We start from the raw sequence: 15,498 nt of genomic DNA, 5'->3' as shown, positions 1-15,498 counted from the left end.
GACCCGGCCCGGCAACTCGCCGTGTACGCCGAGTAACTACGGGTACTGTCGTGGCGACGCGACGGCCCTCACCCCGAGACCGGCGCGACCGCGCCGGTACGACCTCGGAGTGCAGCATGGCAGCCACGCGGACCGGCGGGCCCCGGCCTGCGACCGTCCCCAACCAGGCGATGCGGGAGCTACGGGGCGATCTCTCACCGAGGGAGTTCGCCACGCTGGTCCGCCGGGCCGCCCGGGAGATCGGCGAGCACGTGTCCTGCGACGCGCGCTACGTAGGGCGGGTCGAGGCCGGCGAGATCCGCTGCCCCAACTACGCCTACCAGCGGGTGTTCCGGCACATGTGGCCGGGCAAGTCGCTGGCGGACCTCGGGTTCGCCCCGCGCAAGACGGTCCGCCGCCGCCCGCCGAACACCGGTCCGAACACCGGTCCGGCCGTCGAATCGACGGCCGGACCGGCCGGCCACCCGGCCGCCGGACCCAGCACGCAACCATCCAGCGATCCGGCCGCCGGACCTGCCACCCCGGCGGGCCCGCCGGACCTGTCGCACCGGCCCGACGAGGAGGACGACGACATGCTTCGCCGTACATTCCTGAACGGCTGCCCCGTCGCGGTGGCGGCCGCGCTCGGCACGGACCAGTCACCGGCCTCGGCGGCCGCGGCGCCCCAGGCCCCGGCCCCGACCCTGCCCGCCCCACCGCTGTCCGAGCGCCGCCGGGTCGGCGCGGCCGAGGTGAACGGCGTCGAGCAGGCCGTCCGCGACATCCGGCTGCTGGACGACGTGCAGGGCGCGGACGCCCTGTTCGAACTGGCCGGCCAGTCGCTGCGCAGCGCCTACGTGCTGCTCAACGACGGCGAGTACAACGCCGAGACCGAACGCCGGCTCCAGCGCGGCGCGGGCGAACTCGCCATCTCGGTGGGGTGGTTGGCGCACGACTCGAACCGGCTGATGGACGCCAGGCCGTTCTACTCGGAGGCGCTGGCGACCGCCCGGATGTCCCAGGACACCGCCCTGGAGGCGCACGTCTTCAGCAACAGCTCCTTCCTGGCCCGGGACTCCGGCCTCCCCCGGGAGGCGCTGCGGACGGCGCAGGCCGGGCAGGCCGCGGCCGCCGGGCTGGGCTCGGAGCGGCTGCTGTCCTTGCTGACGCTGCGCGAGGCGAGCGCCTGGGCGCTGCTCGGCGACCGGGGGGCCTGCCACCAGGCGCTGTCCCGGGCGTACGCCCTGTTCGACCGCGGGCCGCGGGACGCCGACCCGGAGTGGATGTCCTTCTTCGGGGAGGCGGAACTGGCCGGCCAGGAGGCGCAGTGCTGGTCGGCGCTCGGCGAGTTCGGGCGGGCGAGCACCCGGGCCGAGCAGGCGGTCGGGCTGCAGCACCCGCACTTCGTCCGCAACCGGGCGCTGTACATCGCCGAGTTGGCGCACGACCGGCTGGGCCGGGGCGATCTGGCGGGCGCCGCCGTGCAGGGGACGGAGGCGGTGGGGATGCTCGGCCAGGTCCGCTCGGCGCGGATCCGCGGCATGCTGGCGCACACCGCGGACCGCCTGCGCGGGCACTCCTCCGTCGCGGAGGTGCGGGAGTTCCTGGAGACCTACGACGGCACCGTGGCGGCCTGACTCACCGTCGGGCCGCTCACCGCCCGGCCGCCTCGCGGAGACCGTCAGGCCTTCTCGAGGTGGCTGTGGTCGTTCCAGACCTCGACGGCGGGCAGCCCGTACTCCCAGGACAGCACGGAGAGCGAGGCGGTGCCGAGCTTGAAGCGCTGCGCGTACTCGGGGGGAAGGCCGAGCCAGCGGGCGGTGAGGATGCGCAGCAGGTGGCCGTGGGCGAACAGCACGACCTCGCAGTCGGCGCAGTGCATCGTCGTGGTGTCGGCGTCGGGGACGCCGTGCCGCCCGTTGAGTTCGGCGAGGAAGGAGTCGACCCGGGCGGCCACCTCGGAGAGCTTCTCGCCGCCGGGCACGCCGTCGCGCCAGATCAGCCAGCCGGGGTGGTCGGTGGCGCGGATGTCGGCGCCGGTGCGGCCCTCGTACTGGCCGTAGTCCCACTCCAGCAGTTCGGGGCGGTCCACGGCGCGGTCGCCGAAGCCGGCGAGTTCGGCGGTCTCGCGGGCGCGGGAGAGCGGGCTGGTGTAGACGGCGGCGGTGGGCAGGCCGTGCCACGGGGCGCGGCCGAGGCGCTCGCCGAGGGCGCGGGCCATGTCGCGGCCTGCGTCGGTGAGCGGGATGTCGGTGCGGCCGGTGTGCTGACCGGTGGCCGACCAGGCGGTCTCGCCGTGGCGGACCAGCACGATACGGGCGGGCATGGGGCTACCTCATTCGACGTGGGCGCGAAGGGAGCGCGGGAGCTTCGAGGACTGCGGTGCGCGGCCGCGCCGTTGCGGACCACCGGTCCCATGATCCCCCACCGGACCGGTCGGATCGAGCGACCGGCTCCGCTTTGTCGGCACCGGATGCGAGACTGGGCCGCACCATGAACGTCTCGCACTTGGGGCAGGCTTCCCCGTCGCTCCGGCGGCTCTCCGAGCTGCGCGGCCCCGCGCCGCAGCGCAGTCTCGATGCCCGGGCCCTCGCCGCACTCGCCGCCAATCCCGGATGCCGCCGCCGCGCGCTGCTGGATGCCGCGGGGGTGGACAAGACCGCGCTGGCCGATCGGCTGGGCCGGCCCGCGCCGTTCGGCCAGTCGCCGTTCGCGATCCGCCGCGGCCTCCAGTTCGAGTCCCGGCTGAAGCGGGACGGCTACGCGGTGCTGTTGCAGCCGCTGCGCCGCCTGCTGGGGGTGCCGGAGGAGGAGGTGGCCTCGCTGGCGGTGCCGGATCTGCTGCCTTCGCAGTCACCCGCGGTGCGCGCGGAGCGGACGTTGGCGGCGCTGGCCGAGGCGTCCGCCGATCCGGCGTCCTGGACGCTGCTGGACCATCCGATGCTGCGGCTGGAGGTGGCGGGCAGCCCGGCGTACCTGGAGCCGGACGCGGTGGTGGTGCACGGCGGCCGGTGCACCGTGGTGGAGATCAAGTCCTTCCCGGTGCTGGACGGTTCGGCCGATCCGGCGAAGGTCGGTGCGGCGGCCCGGCAGGCCGCGGTGTACGTGCTGGCGCTGCAGGAGGCGGCGGCCCGGCTGGCCGGCGCCGAGGCCTCCGCCGATCCTTACGCGACGCAGGAGCTGCCGGGCGCGCCGGAGTTGACGGCGCTGCTGGTCTGCCCGAAGGACTTCTCCAACCGGCCGGTCGCGGTGCCGGTCGATGTGCGGCGCGAACTGTCCACCACCCGGCGTCAGTTGTCCCGGATGACCAGGGTGGAGCAGCTGCTGGAGGCGCTGCCCGAGGGGGTGACCTTCGATCTGGCGCGGGACGATTCGGGTGCGCCGACCCGTCCGGTCGAGGAGTTGACCGAGGCGGTGGCGTCGGTGCCGGCCGCGTACGGTCCGGAGTGCATCTCGACCTGCGAGCTGGGTTTCCACTGCCGGGCGCAGGCCCGCTGCGCGGGTGCGGTGGAGCAGTTGGGCCGCGGGGTGCGCGGGGAGCTCGGTTCGCTGCGCACCGTGGAGGCGGCGCTGGCGGCGGCGGAGCGGGGCGCCGGGGAGGGCCTGGAGCCTTCGATGCTGGCGGAGTTGGGGCTGGACGAGGCGTCCGAGCGGCTGGCGTACGCGGCGCGGCTGCGGGCGGAGGCCTTGGCGGCCGGGGGCGTGCGGCTCGGAGGCGTGCGGTGAGTCTGCTGTCGACGCTGGCGCGGCTGGAGGCGGTGCGCGGTCAGCGGGCGGAGCCGGTGGCGACGGTGCTGCACCGCCGGCTGTCGGAGCGTCCGATGGTGCTGGTGCCGTTGGCGGCGGCGGGTGAGGCGGGTGCGCCGCTGGCGGTGCTGCTCGGCACGGACCGGGACGCGCCGCGGCTGCATCTGGTGCCGCAGCCGCTGAACCGTTCGCAGCGTTCGGAGTTCCTGGCGGCGATGGCGGCGGACGTGGTGCCGTACCTGGAGTCGTTCGGCGAGCAGGTGGAGCTGCTGGAGGGTTCGGAGAAGGACCCGGTGAGCGGCGAGAAGCTGCCGGTGGTGCGGGAGTTGTGCGTGGACGCGCCGCAGCTGATCGTGCCGAACGCGGCGGGGGTGGCGCATCTGGCGCTGCTGGGGCGTTCGACCCGGTTCCGTCGTACGGCGGAGGACCCGGAGCCGGGCGAGTATCCGGCGCCGACCCGGGTTCCGCTGCTGGGGCGGTGGTTGACGCATCTGACGGACCGGGCGCAGGTGCCGGGTTCGTCGATGCTGCTGGCGATGACGGGGCTGTTGGCGCGGCACTGGGCGACGGGTCAGTCGAACCTGGAGGACCAGCACCTGGCGGCCCGGCTGGCCTGGCACCTGCCGCCGGCGGGTCTGGAGCCTGCGGCGACGGGTGCGGCGGCCGCGGAGTGGGTGGAGTCGGCGCGCGACGCGGACGGTCTGCTGGTGCATCCGCCGGCCGGTCCGGCGACGGATCCGCGGTTCGACGAGCAGGTGCTGGCCCCGGCGATCCTGCGGCACGACGCCGCGGTGGCGGTGTGGGAGCGGGCCGGGGCCGCGCGGGACGCGAAGGAGGAGCGGCGCGCGGCGGGGCTGATCGAGCAGGCCCGGGCGGAGCTGTCCCGGGTGCTGCTGGCGGCGACGCTGCCGACCTGGCACGACGTGTGGCGCGGTCTGGATCTGCTGCGGGAGCTGCCGCCGGCCGGTCATCTGCCGGACCGCTGGGAGGGCGACCGCTGGTCGTTCACCATGCACCGGGACCGGGTGGCGGCGGGTGAGCCGCCGCAGCCGCGCCGGGACGACGCGGTGACGGCGGCCCGCAAGCTGGCGCAGCGCGAGCGGGAGCAGGCGAAGCTGGAGATCCAGGAGGCGCTGGACGATCCGCTGGCGATGGCGGAGCGCCGGCTGGCGGGCGAGGCGTTCGCCGGCGAGGTGGTGGACGTGGTGCCGGAGTGGTCCGAGGGCCGCTCGCCGAAGCCGCGTCCGCTGCTGGTGGTGAGCACGGGCGACCGTCCGCATGCGGATCCGGGCCGTGAGGTGTACCGGGCGCACGCGGAGCCGGCGCAGCGGGCGGAGATCGTGTCGTCGGCGCCGGGCGAGGTGGTGGTGCGGCTGCTGTCGGGGATGGGCCGGCGGAAGGATCCGGAGCCGGGCAGTGTGCCGGCGGTGGGCGACCAGGTGGTGTTCACGCTGTTCGAGCTGACGCCGCGCCAGTCGGCGCCGTTGCCGGAGCCGGCGGACACTCCGTGGACGCACGGCGGTCCGCCGGTGGTCGGCGAGGATTCACCGGCCGGTTCGGACGAGTGGGAATGACGTACGGATGAGTTTCTCTGGAGAGCTGGTGACCAACCCCCTGGACGCCCCGGGCGCGTTGTCGCCGGGCGAGGCCGCGGACCGTGCCGTCGCGGGGATCCTGGACGCGGTGGTGCGGCCGCGGCCGGGTGCCCCGCGCGGGGTGGTGGTGGATTCGCCGCCGGGTGCGGGCAAGTCGACGCTGGTGGTGCGGGCGGCCCGGGAGCTGGTGGGTGCGGGCGAGCGGCTGATGATCGTCGCGCAGACCAACAGCCAGGTGGACGACCTGGTGGACCGGTTGGCGTCGAAGGCCCCCGGCATGTCGATCGGCCGCTTGCACGCGAGCGATTCGAAGCCTGCCCCGGAGGCGCTGCGGCACCAGAACGTCACGGCCAGGGACAAGGTCGCGGACCTGCTGGAGCAGGACGTGGTGATCTCCACGGCGGCGAAGTGGCAGTGGGTGAAGACCGAGCAGCCGTGGCGGCAGGCGATCGTGGACGAGGCGTACCAGATGCGCTCGGACGCGTTGCTGGCGGTGGCCCGGCTGTTCGAGCGGGCGCTGTTCGTGGGTGATCCGGGCCAGTTGGACCCGTTCACGGTGGTGGGCACCGACCAGTGGGCGGGCCTGTCGTACGACCCGTCGAGCTCGGCGGTGGTGACGCTGCTGGCGCACAATCCGGCGATCCGGCCGCACCGGCTGCCGGTGTCGTGGCGGCTGCCGGCCTCGGCGGCGCCGTTGATCTCGTCGGCGTTCTACCCGTACACGCCGTTCCGTTCGGGCACCGGCCCGGGTGAGCGGACGCTGCGTCCGGGGGTGCGGGCGGACGGTTCGGCGGTGGACGCGGCGATCGACGAGGCGGCGGACAGCGGCTGGGCGCTGCTGGAGCTGCCGGCCCGGCACACGGTGCGGACCGACGCGCAGGCGGTGGCGGCGGTGGCGCAGACGGTGCGGCGGCTGCTGGAGCGGGAGTTGACGGCGGTCTCGGAGCAGGGTTCGGCGCCGTTGACGGCGGGCCGGGTGGCGGTGGGCACGGCGCACCGGGACCAGGCGGCGGCGGTGCGGGCGGAGCTGGCCCGGCTGGGGGTGCCGGTGGATCCGGCGCTGGGCGAGGCGGTGACGGTGGACACCGCGAACCGGCTGCAGGGCCGGGAGTACGACGTCACGGTGGTGCTGCATCCGCTGTCGGGGCGGCCGGACGCGACGGCCTTCCACCTGGAGACGGGGCGGCTGTGCGTGCTGGCGTCCCGGCATCGGCACGCGTGCATCGTGGTGGCGCGGGCGGGCATCGCGGAGCTGTTGGACGAGCATCCGTCGACGGAGCCGGTGCAGCTGGGGGTGGCGGTGAAGTTCCCGGACGGCTGGGAGGCGAACCACGCGGTGCTGGCGCGCCTGTCCGAGCACCGCGTGCGCCTGACCTGACGCGTACCGGCGCGCGGAGGGTGGCGCGCGCCGGTGCGGGGGAATAGCAACCGGGGGCGCACCGTTCCGCTACCTGCCGTCCGCGCGCGACAATGGACGACGGCCGTCTTCCCTTCACCACCCCGGAGGTGCCCCGCCATGCCCGACTCGCACCCGCAGGCGTCCGACCAGAGCGGTACGCCGGTGCCGGCTGCCGTACCGGCCGTGCCGGGGCCTGGCGATCGGGGGCGCCGGATCCGCCCGGCCCAGTTGATCTTCGAGCCGGAGGGCAAGGAGCCCGAGCCGGAGCGTTTCTTCGACCTGGAGTCGATCGCCGATCCGGCCGAACTGCTGTCCCGCTCGACCGAGTTGACGCTGGCGTTCCGCGCCGCGGCGGAGCGCGCCACCGACTTCCAGGCGATCGCCGCGGCCCAGCTCGCCGACCCGCGCCGGTTCGACGCGCTCTCCGCCGAGCAGATCGCCGAGCGCGCCGAGTGGACGCCCGACTACGCGCTGAAGATGGTCGAGTACGGCCGCACCCTGCAGCGCCGCGGTCTCGAGGAGTAGCCGCCTCCAGGCCGCTGGCATATGCGGCGGGCGATGGTACGCCCTCGCCGCCGCCGATGTGCGGTGAACGCGGTTTTCGCAGCGGCCCCGGGCGTGGCGGGTCCACGCTGGGCGGGTGGACATCTGGACCTATCAATCCGTCGAGTACGTCAGCGTCGCCGGGGAGGCGTGGCTGGCCTCCGCCAGCGAGTACCCGAGCAGCATGCGCGCGCTGTGGGAGGCCCGTCCGTGGGCGCCCGCCGTCCTGCCGTGCGGCCGGGCCTTCGACGTGATCAGCATGCCGGCGGTGTTCGGCCGCCGGGTGCTCGACGAACTGTGGGCGTCCGGCCCGGGCTGCGGCCCGGTGGCCGGCTTCCGCGGCCGCGTCCTGCTGTTCGCGCAGCCGGGCACGGCGGCCCGGCTGCGCACCCTGCTGGCCTGGGAGGAGTGGGCCCGGGACGTCCCGCCGCTGCTCTGCCACGGCATCGGCGACGCGGTGACGGTGCCCCCGGTCCAGCGGGCGATGGACTCCACCGACACGGCCGGCGGCCGCTGGATCGTCGCCCCGGACACCCGCGAGCCCTGGCTGCCCGGCGCGTCCGTGGTGCTGTGGGCCTGCGTCCGCGCCGCCCGTGCCCACGCGGGCGACCCGCTGCCGAACGCCCGCTGAACCCCGGGTGCCCGGCGGACGGCACTCCTGGCGGAAACGGATTTGGGCTCCGGCGCCGGCCGCTGCTAAAGTCTTCCACGTCAGCAAGCGCCGCTAGCTCAGTTGGTTAGAGCAGCTGACTCTTAATCAGCGGGTCCGGGGTTCGAGTCCCTGGCGGCGCACAGACGGTCGAAGGCCCCTCGCGAAAGCGGGGGGCCTTCGGCGTTCCCGGGCCGGGAGGGCGGGGGCCGCCGCTCGGTCGGGCGCGCGTAAAGGGCTGCTAATGTCCCGGTCATGGCGTCCGACGACCTGCATTCCGACTGGGCCGCCTGGCTCGACGCCGAGCTCGCCGAGGCCGAGGCGGCCGCGTTGCGTGCCCATCGGCACGAAGAGCTCCAGCGGCGGCTGCGGCGGGTTTTCACGTGGACGGGGGCGGTGACGTTGGTGGCCGGCCTGGGGTTCGGGCTGGTGTACACGGCGCAGCACGGCCCGGAGCCGCGTCCGGCGGGGCCGACGGCCTCGGTGGCGCCGACCCCCCAGGGCTGACCACGCGGCGCTGACCCCGCAGGGTCAGGGCAGCAGGATCACCGCCAGGCGGCGTGGTCCGTGGACGCCCTTGACCCGGATCATTTCGATGTCGGCGGTGGCGGACGGCCCGCTGACGAAGGTGAGCGGGCGGGTCGGGTCGACTGCGGCGAGCGCGCCGGGCAGTGCGGAGTGCACCTGGGCGGCGCGGACCACGCAGACGTGCAGGTCGGGCAGCAGGGTGGCGGCGCGCCGGCCCTGGCCGGGTCCGCCGTCGAGGACCAGGGTGCCGGATTCGGCGACGGCGGCGGCGCAGGTCGTCAGGACGGCGTGGGTGGCGTCGAGTTGGGCGTTGCTCAGCGGCGGCCGGTCGGCACGCACCTCGCCGTCCCAGTCGGCCGTCCACTCGTCCGGCAGCCCGGCGGGCACCACCGCGCTCCGGGCGCCTTCGAGCGCCTGCGCCACCGCGGTGCCGATCCGGTCCGCGCGCAGCACGGTTGCCCCGTACTCGGTGAGCCGTTCGGTGAACAGGGCGAGCACGGCGGGGCGGTCGGCCTCGTCGAGGCCGGGGGCGTGCCGCAGGTAGTGGCGGGGCTTTTCGGGGACGGGCGGGACGGCGGCGACGCGGATCCGGCGGAGGATCTCGGTGCGGGCGTCGGTCACTTGGGGTCTCCTTCGGTCCGCTTCCACCAGCTGCGGAAGGACTCCCGGGGGATGGCGGGGAGGGTGCGGCTGTCGGTCCAGCCGCCGAGCGGTCCTGGCAGGCTGATCCGCCGGGGCAGCAGCAGTGGGCCGACCAGTCCGATGCTCTTCACGGCGGCCTTCCAGGCGGCCTGATGTTCCATCACGCCGCCGATGGCGCCGAGCGCGGCGCGTTCCAGGGGGTGCTGTCCGCCGTCGGCGACCTGGGCGCGCAGGTCGAGCAGCACGTCGGTGAAGCGGATCCGCACGGGGCAGACCTCGTTGCAGGCGCCGCACAGGGTGGAGGCGTACGGCAGGGAGGCGGTCTGCGGGTCGTCGAGGCCCTTGAGCAGCGGGTTGAGGATGGCGCCGATCGGCCCGGGGTAGACGGAGCCGTAGGCGTGGCCGCCGGTGCGCTCGTAGACGGGGCAGATGTTCATGCAGGCGCCGCAGCGGATGCAGCGCAGTGCCTGGCGGCCGGTCGGGTCGGCGAGGGCGCGGGTGCGGCCGTTGTCGACCAGGACGAGGTGGAAGGTTCCCGGGCCGTCGCCGTCGGTGGTGCCGGTCCAGGTGCTGGTGTAGGGGGCCATCCGTTCGCCGGTGGCGTTGCGGGCGAGCAGTTGCAGGAAGACTTCGAGGTCCTGCCAGCGGGGGACGGTCTTCTCGATACCGACGACGGAGATCAGGGTGTCGGCGAGGGTGAGGCACATCCGGCCGTTGCCCTCGGATTCGACGACCACCAGGGTGCCGGTCTCGGCGACCAGGAAGTTGGCGCCGGAGACGGCGACCTTCGCGCCGAGGAACTTCTCCCGCAGGTGCAGCCGGGCCGCTTCGGCGAGTTCGGCGGGCTCGTCGGTGAGCCCGTCGGGTGCGGGGCGGCCGTGCCGGCCCATTTCGCGGACGAAGATGTCGCGGATCTCGCTGCGGTTGCGGTGCAGCGCGGGCACCACCACGTGCGAGGGCAGGTCGTCGCCGAGTTGGACGATGGTGGCGGCGAGGTCGGTCTCCCGGGCGTTGATCCCGGCGGCTTCGAGGGCGGCGTCGAGGCCGATCTCCTCGGTGAGCATCGACTTGACCTTGACGATCTCGCGTTCGCCGGTGGCCCGGACCAGGTCGGTGACGATCCGGTTGGCCTCGGCGGCGTCCCGCGCCCAGTGCACGGTGCCGCCGGCGGCGGTGACCTTCTCCTCCACCTGGAGCAGGTACTCCTCCAGGTTGGCCAGCACCTGGTCCTTGATCGCGGCGGCGGAGTCGCGCAGCGCCTCCCAGTCGGGGCGTTCGGCGGCCAGTACCGCCCGCTTGCCCCGGATGGTGTGCGTGGCGCGGCGCACGTTCTCCCGCAACTGCCGGTTGCCGACCTCGCGTTCGGCGGCCTCGGGGAACGCGGGCCAGCCCAGGAACGACCTCGTCATCGCGCACTCTCCACCACGGGGACGCCGGGCAGCGGCCCGTCCTGTTCGGTCCGGGCCAGGATCTCCACCAGGTGCAGGGTGCGCACCGGGTGGCCGTCCCGGTCGAGCCGGCCGCCGATGTTCATCAGGCAGGAGTTGTCGACGGCGGCCAGTACGGACGCCCCGGTCTCCCGCACGTGCCGGGCCTTGTCGCCGTTCATCGCGCCGGAGACCGCCGGGTTCTTCACCGAGAAGGTGCCGCCGAAGCCGCAGCACTCCTCCTGCGCGGGCAGCTCGACGAAGTCGATGCCCTTGACGGCGCGCAGCAGCCGTTCGGGCCGGTCCCCCAGCTTGGTGGCCCGCAGGCTGTGGCAGGTCGGGTGGTAGGTGACCCGGTGCGGGAAGTACGCGCCGACCTCGGTGACGCCCAGCCGGTCGGTCAGGTACTGCGTCAACTCGACGACCCTGGGCGCGAGTTCGGCGACGGCCCGGGCCAGGCCGGGGTCGCCGGCGGCGGCCAGCGGGTAGGCCTCGGCGGGCATGCCCGCGCAGGACGCCGAGGGCACCACGATCTCCTCGTAGTCGCCGAAGGTGTCCACGAAGTGCCGGGCCAGCTTGGCGGTCTCCTTGCGGTACCCGGTGTTGAAGTGCATCTGCCCGCAGCAGCTCTGGCCGGGCGGGAAGTCCACCTCCACGCCGAGGCGGCGCAGCAGGGTGACGGTGGCGCGGCCGGTGTCGGGGAACAGGGTGTCGCCCAGGCAGGTCACGAACAGGGCGGTCCGGGGGTGAGGGGCGTTCGGGGGCATGCCCGCATCATAGATGCAAGCTTAGATGCAAGAGTGGGATGCGTGGCAGAATGGCGTGGTGACCGAAGCCGAGCCACATCCCGCAAACGCACAGCCCACCGCCGAGCGGGCCTACCACCACGTCCGCACCCGACTGCTCGACGGCACCTGGCCGGGCGGCACGCTGCTCTCCGAGGGCGTGGTCGCGCTCGAGCTGGGCCTGTCCCGCACCCCGGTCCGGGAGGCGTTCCTGCGGCTCCAGTCGGAGGGCTTCCTGCGCCTGTACCCCAAGCGCGGCGCCCAGGTCGTCCCGATCGCCCCGGGCGAGGCCCGGAACGTGCTGGCCGCCCGGGTGCTGTTCGAACGCGCCGCCGTCGACGCCCTCGCCGAACGCGGCCCGGCCGCTCTGACGGCCGCCGCCGCCGAACTGCGCGCCGCCTGCGAACACCGCGACCCGCACCCCGTGGAGGCCGGCCGGCACTTCCACCTGACGCTGCTCAGGGCGGCCGGCAACCCCGTCCTGACCTCCCTGTACGAGACCCTGTGGGACCGTCAGATACGCATCTCCGCGGCCGCCACCGCGACCCGCGCGCACGCCGACGAGGACCACGCCGAACACCAGGCACTCGCCGACGCCCTCGCCGTCCCGGACCCGGAACTGGCCCGCGCACTCATCTCGGCGCACGCGGACTCCCTGCTGGCACGCATCAACTGACGCCGAGGGCCCCGGGGAACACTCCCCGGGGCCCTCGTGCATCAAGTGCCTACTTGCGGCCGCGCAGCTCCCGGTAGCGGGTGACCAGGTTGGCGGTGGAGGCGTCCAGCGCCTCGCCGCCCTGGCCGGTCAGCAGCACCGGCTCGATCTTCTTGGCCAGCACCTTGCCGAGCTCGACGCCCCACTGGTCGAAGGAGTCGATGTTCCAGACCGCGCCCTGGACGAACACCTTGTGCTCGTAGAGGGCGATCAGCTGGCCGAGCACGTGCGGGGTGAGCTCGTCGGCCAGGATGGTGGTGGTCGGGTGGTTGCCGCGGAAGGTCTTGTGCGGGACGAGCTCGGCGGGGACGCCCTCGGCCGCGACCTCCTCGGCGGTCTTGCCGAACGCCAGCGCCTGGGTCTGGGCGAAGAAGTTGGCCATCAGCAGGTCGTGCTGGGCGACCAGGCCGGCCTGCAGGTCGTCGACGGGGCGGGCGAAGCCGAGGAAGTCGGCGGGGATCATCTTGGTGCCCTGGTGCAGCAGCTGGTAGTACGCGTGCTGCCCGTTGGTGCCGGGGGTGCCCCACACCACGGGGCCGGTCTGCCAGTCGACGGGGCGGCCGTCGCGGTCCACCGACTTGCCGTTGGACTCCATGTCGAGCTGCTGGAGGTACGCGGTGAACTTCGACAGGTAGTGCGAGTACGGCAGCACCGCGTGCGCCTGGGCGTCGAAGAACGCGCCGTACCAGACCCCGAGCAGGCCCAGCAGCAGCGGGACGTTCTGCTCGGCGGGCGCGGTGCGGAAGTGCTCGTCGACCAGGCGGAAGCCGGCCAGCATCTCCTGGAAGCGCTCCGGGCCGATGGCGATCATCAGCGACAGGCCGATCGCCGAGTCGTACGAGTAGCGGCCGCCCACCCAGTCCCAGAACTCGAACATGTTGGCGGTGTCGATGCCGAAGTCGGCGACGCCCTGCGCGTTGGTGGACAGCGCCACGAAGTGCTTGGCGACGGCGGCCTCGCCGGTGTCGAGCTGCCCGAGCAGCCAGCTGCGGGCGGCGACCGCGTTGGTGACGGTCTCGATGGTGGTGAAGGTCTTCGAGGCGACGATGAACAGCGTCTCGGCGGCGTCCAGGTCGCGGACCGCCTCGTGCAGGTCGGCGCCGTCCACGTTGGAAACGAAGCGGACCGTCAGGTCGCGGTCGGTGTAGGAGCGCAGCACCTCGTAGGCCATCGCGGGGCCGAGGTCGGAGCCGCCGATGCCGATGTTGACGATGTTGCGGATCCGCTTGCCGGTGTGGCCGGTCCAGGCGCCGGAGCGCACCCGCTCGGAGAAGTCGGCCATCTTGTCCAGGACGGCGTGCACGGCCGGGACGATGTTCTCCCCGTCGACCTCGACGACCGCCTCGCGCGGGGCGCGCAGCGCGGTGTGCAGGACGGCGCGGTTCTCGGTGGTGTTGATCTTCTCGCCGCGGAACATCGCGTCACGCAGCTCGGCGACGCCGGTGGCGGCGGCGAGCTGGCGCAGCAGGTCCAGGGTGCGGTCGGTGACCAGGTGCTTCGAGTAGTCGATGAACAGGTCGCCGACCTGAAGGGTGTAGCGGCTGCCCCGGTCGGGGTCGGCGGCGAACAGCTCGCGCAGGTGCTGGTCGCCGAGCTCGGCCCGGTGCTTCCCCAGGGCGGCCCACTGCGGGGTGCGGTCCAACGGGGTCCGGCCGCTGGCGGGGGTGTCCGACATCGGTTGCTCCTTGGGTCATGCGGTGCCGATACCGGCAGTTCCGGCGGAAAGGGTGGCTGGGGCCGGCGGCTGCCTCATCCGTCGTCAGCCATGCCCGGCCCCAACCCTATTCCCTGCGGGTCTCCCTGCCGGGACATCCACCGGCTCGCACGCCGAGCGGTCGACGGACCGTCACTTCCTGGCCGACTGGAGGTCGAGCGTCCGCAGCACGTGGTCCGCGATCTCGGGGTCGGCACCGGATTCGCCGCGGGCGACGAGCACCTCCCGGCGGGACGCGGCGATCATCTCCTGCTCGACCGCGAACGCCTGCCGCCACTTCTTGCCGCGGCGCTTCGCCTCCATCGCCTCCTCCTCCTCGTACCGGTCCGGGCAGAGCCGGGCCAGCCGGTCGTGCTGGCGCTCGCGCAGGCGCTCGGTGATCTCCGGCGGCAGCTGGTCCTTCTCCTCCAGTTCGGTCAGCCGGTGCAGACCGGCCTTGGCGGCGCGCCACCACAGGTCCCGGACGGCCTGCTCGTGCGCGTCGTGGTCGCTGTCCAGGCCGAGCAGCTTCACCACGTAGGGCAGTGTCAGGCCCTGCACGACCAGGGTGAACAGCACGACGCTGAAGGCGATGAAGATGATCTCGCTGCGGGCCGGGAAGTCCAGCCCGTTGTGCAGGGTCAGCGGAATGGCGAGGGCCAGCGCGACGGTGGCGACACCGCGCATCCCGGACCACCACAGCACCACGGTCTCCCGCCAGCTGATCGGGGTGTCCTCGTCGCCGTGACTGAGCCGCTTGGACAGCCACGCGGCGGGCAACAGCCACAGCAACCGGACCACGACCACCACGGCGATCACGATCGCGGTGTCGCCGAGCATCGTGTGCCAGGTGTCCTTGACGTCCTTCAGGACGGTCGACAGCTCCAGGCCGATCAGGCCGAACGCGACACCGGTGATCAGGGTCTCGACGATCTCCCAGAACGCGTTGCCGACCAGCCGGTACGACACCTCGTCGGCGTCGGTCGCCCGGTCCGCGAGGTACAGCGCACACACCACCACGGCGAGCACGCCCGAGCCGTGCGCCTCCTCCGCCAGCACGTACGCGGCGAACGGCACCAGCAGGTTCAGCGCCACCTGCTGAGTGGGGTCCTCCAGCAGCCCGGCCAGCTTGGCGTTGGCCCAGCCCAGACCGACACCGACCGCCACCGCGACCACCGCGGACAGCAGGAACCGCAGCACCGCGTGCCCCACCGACAGGTCGCCGTTGACGACCGCCTCGACCGCCAGCGAATAGATGACGATCGCGGTGACGTCGTTGAACAGGCCCTCGCTCTCCAGCACCGAGATCAGCCGGCGCGGCAGCCCCACCTCACCCGCCACCGCGACGGCCGCCACCGGGTCGGGCGGCGAGACCAGCGCACCCAGCGCGACCGCCGCCGCGAGCGGCGCGGCCGGCACCAGCCAGGAGAACACGCCCGCCACCACGGTCGTCGTGACGATCACCAGCGCGACGGCCAGCAGCAGGATCGAACGGATGTTGGCCTTGAAGTAGCGCACCGAGGAGCGCCGCGCCACCGCGAAGATCAGCGGCGGCAGCACCAGCGGCAGGATGAACTCCGGGTCGATCGCCACGTTCGGGATCTGCGGCACCAGCGCGAACACCAGACCGACCAGCGTCATCAGCACCGGTTGCGGGATCCTGCTCTTCCGCGCCAACGGCATCGTCACCACCGAGGCAAGCAGCACCAGAAAGAGCAGGGTCAGCTGGCCCACGACAGTTCCTCTCGGCAGAAGCGGACGGCCGCGTTCAGCATACGTTCCCCCCTCAACCGGAC

At 73.6% G+C, this 15,498-nt stretch carries 14 protein-coding genes and 1 tRNA gene; 9 read left to right on the top strand and 6 right to left on the bottom strand.

Features of this window, described 5'->3' with window-relative positions; all coding sequences use genetic code 11:
- Positions 1–116: 116 nt before the first annotated feature.
- Positions 117–1,616, top strand: coding sequence for a tetratricopeptide repeat protein (locus ACFYST_RS33175; protein ID WP_387867766.1), 1,500 nt, complete (start codon positions 117–119; stop codon positions 1,614–1,616).
- 44 nt (positions 1,617–1,660) lie between these two features.
- Here ACFYST_RS33175 and ACFYST_RS33170 read toward each other — a convergent pair whose 3' ends face one another.
- Positions 1,661–2,305, bottom strand: coding sequence for a histidine phosphatase family protein (locus ACFYST_RS33170; protein ID WP_387867763.1), 645 nt, complete (start codon positions 2,303–2,305; stop codon positions 1,661–1,663).
- A 167-nt stretch (positions 2,306–2,472) separates the two neighbouring features.
- Here ACFYST_RS33170 and ACFYST_RS33165 point away from each other — a divergent pair, with 167 nt between their 5' ends.
- From ACFYST_RS33165 to ACFYST_RS33135, 7 genes are all read left to right on the top strand, one after another.
- A complete protein-coding gene (locus tag ACFYST_RS33165; RefSeq protein ID WP_387647274.1) occupies positions 2,473–3,705 on the top strand; it encodes a hypothetical protein in 1,233 nt (410 codons plus the stop codon).
- Positions 3,702–5,300, top strand: a complete 1,599-nt coding sequence (locus ACFYST_RS33160; RefSeq protein WP_387647276.1) for a hypothetical protein — start codon at positions 3,702–3,704, stop codon at positions 5,298–5,300. The genes ACFYST_RS33165 and ACFYST_RS33160 overlap by 4 nt, the downstream gene beginning before the upstream one ends.
- A 7-nt stretch (positions 5,301–5,307) precedes the next feature.
- The gene (locus tag ACFYST_RS33155; RefSeq protein WP_387647277.1) at positions 5,308–6,699 is read left to right on the top strand and encodes an AAA domain-containing protein; all 1,392 of its coding nucleotides are present in this window, start codon (positions 5,308–5,310) and stop codon (positions 6,697–6,699) included.
- A gap of 138 nt (positions 6,700–6,837) precedes the next feature.
- The gene (locus ACFYST_RS33150) at positions 6,838–7,245 is read left to right on the top strand and encodes a hypothetical protein (RefSeq protein WP_387647278.1); all 408 of its coding nucleotides are present in this window, start codon (positions 6,838–6,840) and stop codon (positions 7,243–7,245) included.
- 115 nt (positions 7,246–7,360) lie between these two features.
- Positions 7,361–7,894 (top strand): bifunctional DNA primase/polymerase, encoded by a 534-nt coding sequence (locus ACFYST_RS33145; protein ID WP_387647280.1) that lies wholly within the window; start codon positions 7,361–7,363, stop codon positions 7,892–7,894.
- A gap of 87 nt (positions 7,895–7,981) precedes the next feature.
- Positions 7,982–8,055 (top strand) — tRNA-Lys (locus ACFYST_RS33140).
- A 112-nt stretch (positions 8,056–8,167) separates the two neighbouring features.
- Complete coding sequence (locus tag ACFYST_RS33135) at positions 8,168–8,419, top strand: hypothetical protein (protein ID WP_387647283.1); 252 nt, start codon at positions 8,168–8,170, stop codon at positions 8,417–8,419.
- A 24-nt stretch (positions 8,420–8,443) separates the two neighbouring features.
- Here the strand turns inward: ACFYST_RS33135 and ACFYST_RS33130 are convergent, their stop codons facing one another.
- Genes ACFYST_RS33130 through ACFYST_RS33120 form a run of 3 tightly spaced genes read right to left on the bottom strand, consistent with a single transcriptional unit; the run spans position 8,444 to position 11,276 of the window.
- On the bottom strand, positions 8,444–9,061 hold the full coding sequence (locus tag ACFYST_RS33130; protein WP_387867760.1) for a lactate utilization protein C: 618 nt from the start codon (positions 9,059–9,061) through the stop codon (positions 8,444–8,446).
- The gene (locus tag ACFYST_RS33125) at positions 9,058–10,491 is read right to left on the bottom strand and encodes a lactate utilization protein B (protein ID WP_387867759.1); all 1,434 of its coding nucleotides are present in this window, start codon (positions 10,489–10,491) and stop codon (positions 9,058–9,060) included. Before ACFYST_RS33125 ends, ACFYST_RS33130 begins: the two co-directional genes overlap by 4 nt.
- Positions 10,488–11,276 (bottom strand): (Fe-S)-binding protein, encoded by a 789-nt coding sequence (locus tag ACFYST_RS33120; protein ID WP_387647291.1) that lies wholly within the window; start codon positions 11,274–11,276, stop codon positions 10,488–10,490. Before ACFYST_RS33120 ends, ACFYST_RS33125 begins: the two co-directional genes overlap by 4 nt.
- A 58-nt stretch (positions 11,277–11,334) precedes the next feature.
- On the opposite strand from ACFYST_RS33120, the gene ACFYST_RS33115 reads away from it, so the two are divergent.
- Complete coding sequence (locus ACFYST_RS33115) at positions 11,335–11,970, top strand: GntR family transcriptional regulator (RefSeq protein WP_387647293.1); 636 nt, start codon at positions 11,335–11,337, stop codon at positions 11,968–11,970.
- Positions 11,971–12,019: 49 nt separating this feature from the next.
- Here the strand turns inward: ACFYST_RS33115 and pgi are convergent, their stop codons facing one another.
- A complete protein-coding gene (gene pgi / locus ACFYST_RS33110) occupies positions 12,020–13,684 on the bottom strand; it encodes a glucose-6-phosphate isomerase (RefSeq protein ID WP_387647296.1) in 1,665 nt (554 codons plus the stop codon).
- Between the two features lie 171 nt (positions 13,685–13,855).
- Entirely contained in the window at positions 13,856–15,436 is a 1,581-nt protein-coding gene (locus ACFYST_RS33105) for a Na+/H+ antiporter (RefSeq protein WP_387867756.1), read from the bottom strand.
- Positions 15,437–15,498 lie beyond the last annotated feature (62 nt).

This window comes from Kitasatospora sp. NPDC004614 (assembly GCF_042873675.1).
Lineage (GTDB): Bacteria > Actinomycetota > Actinomycetes > Streptomycetales > Streptomycetaceae > Kitasatospora.
Note: the sequence above shows the minus strand (reverse complement) of the source record. Positions and strands in the feature narration are given on the sequence as shown.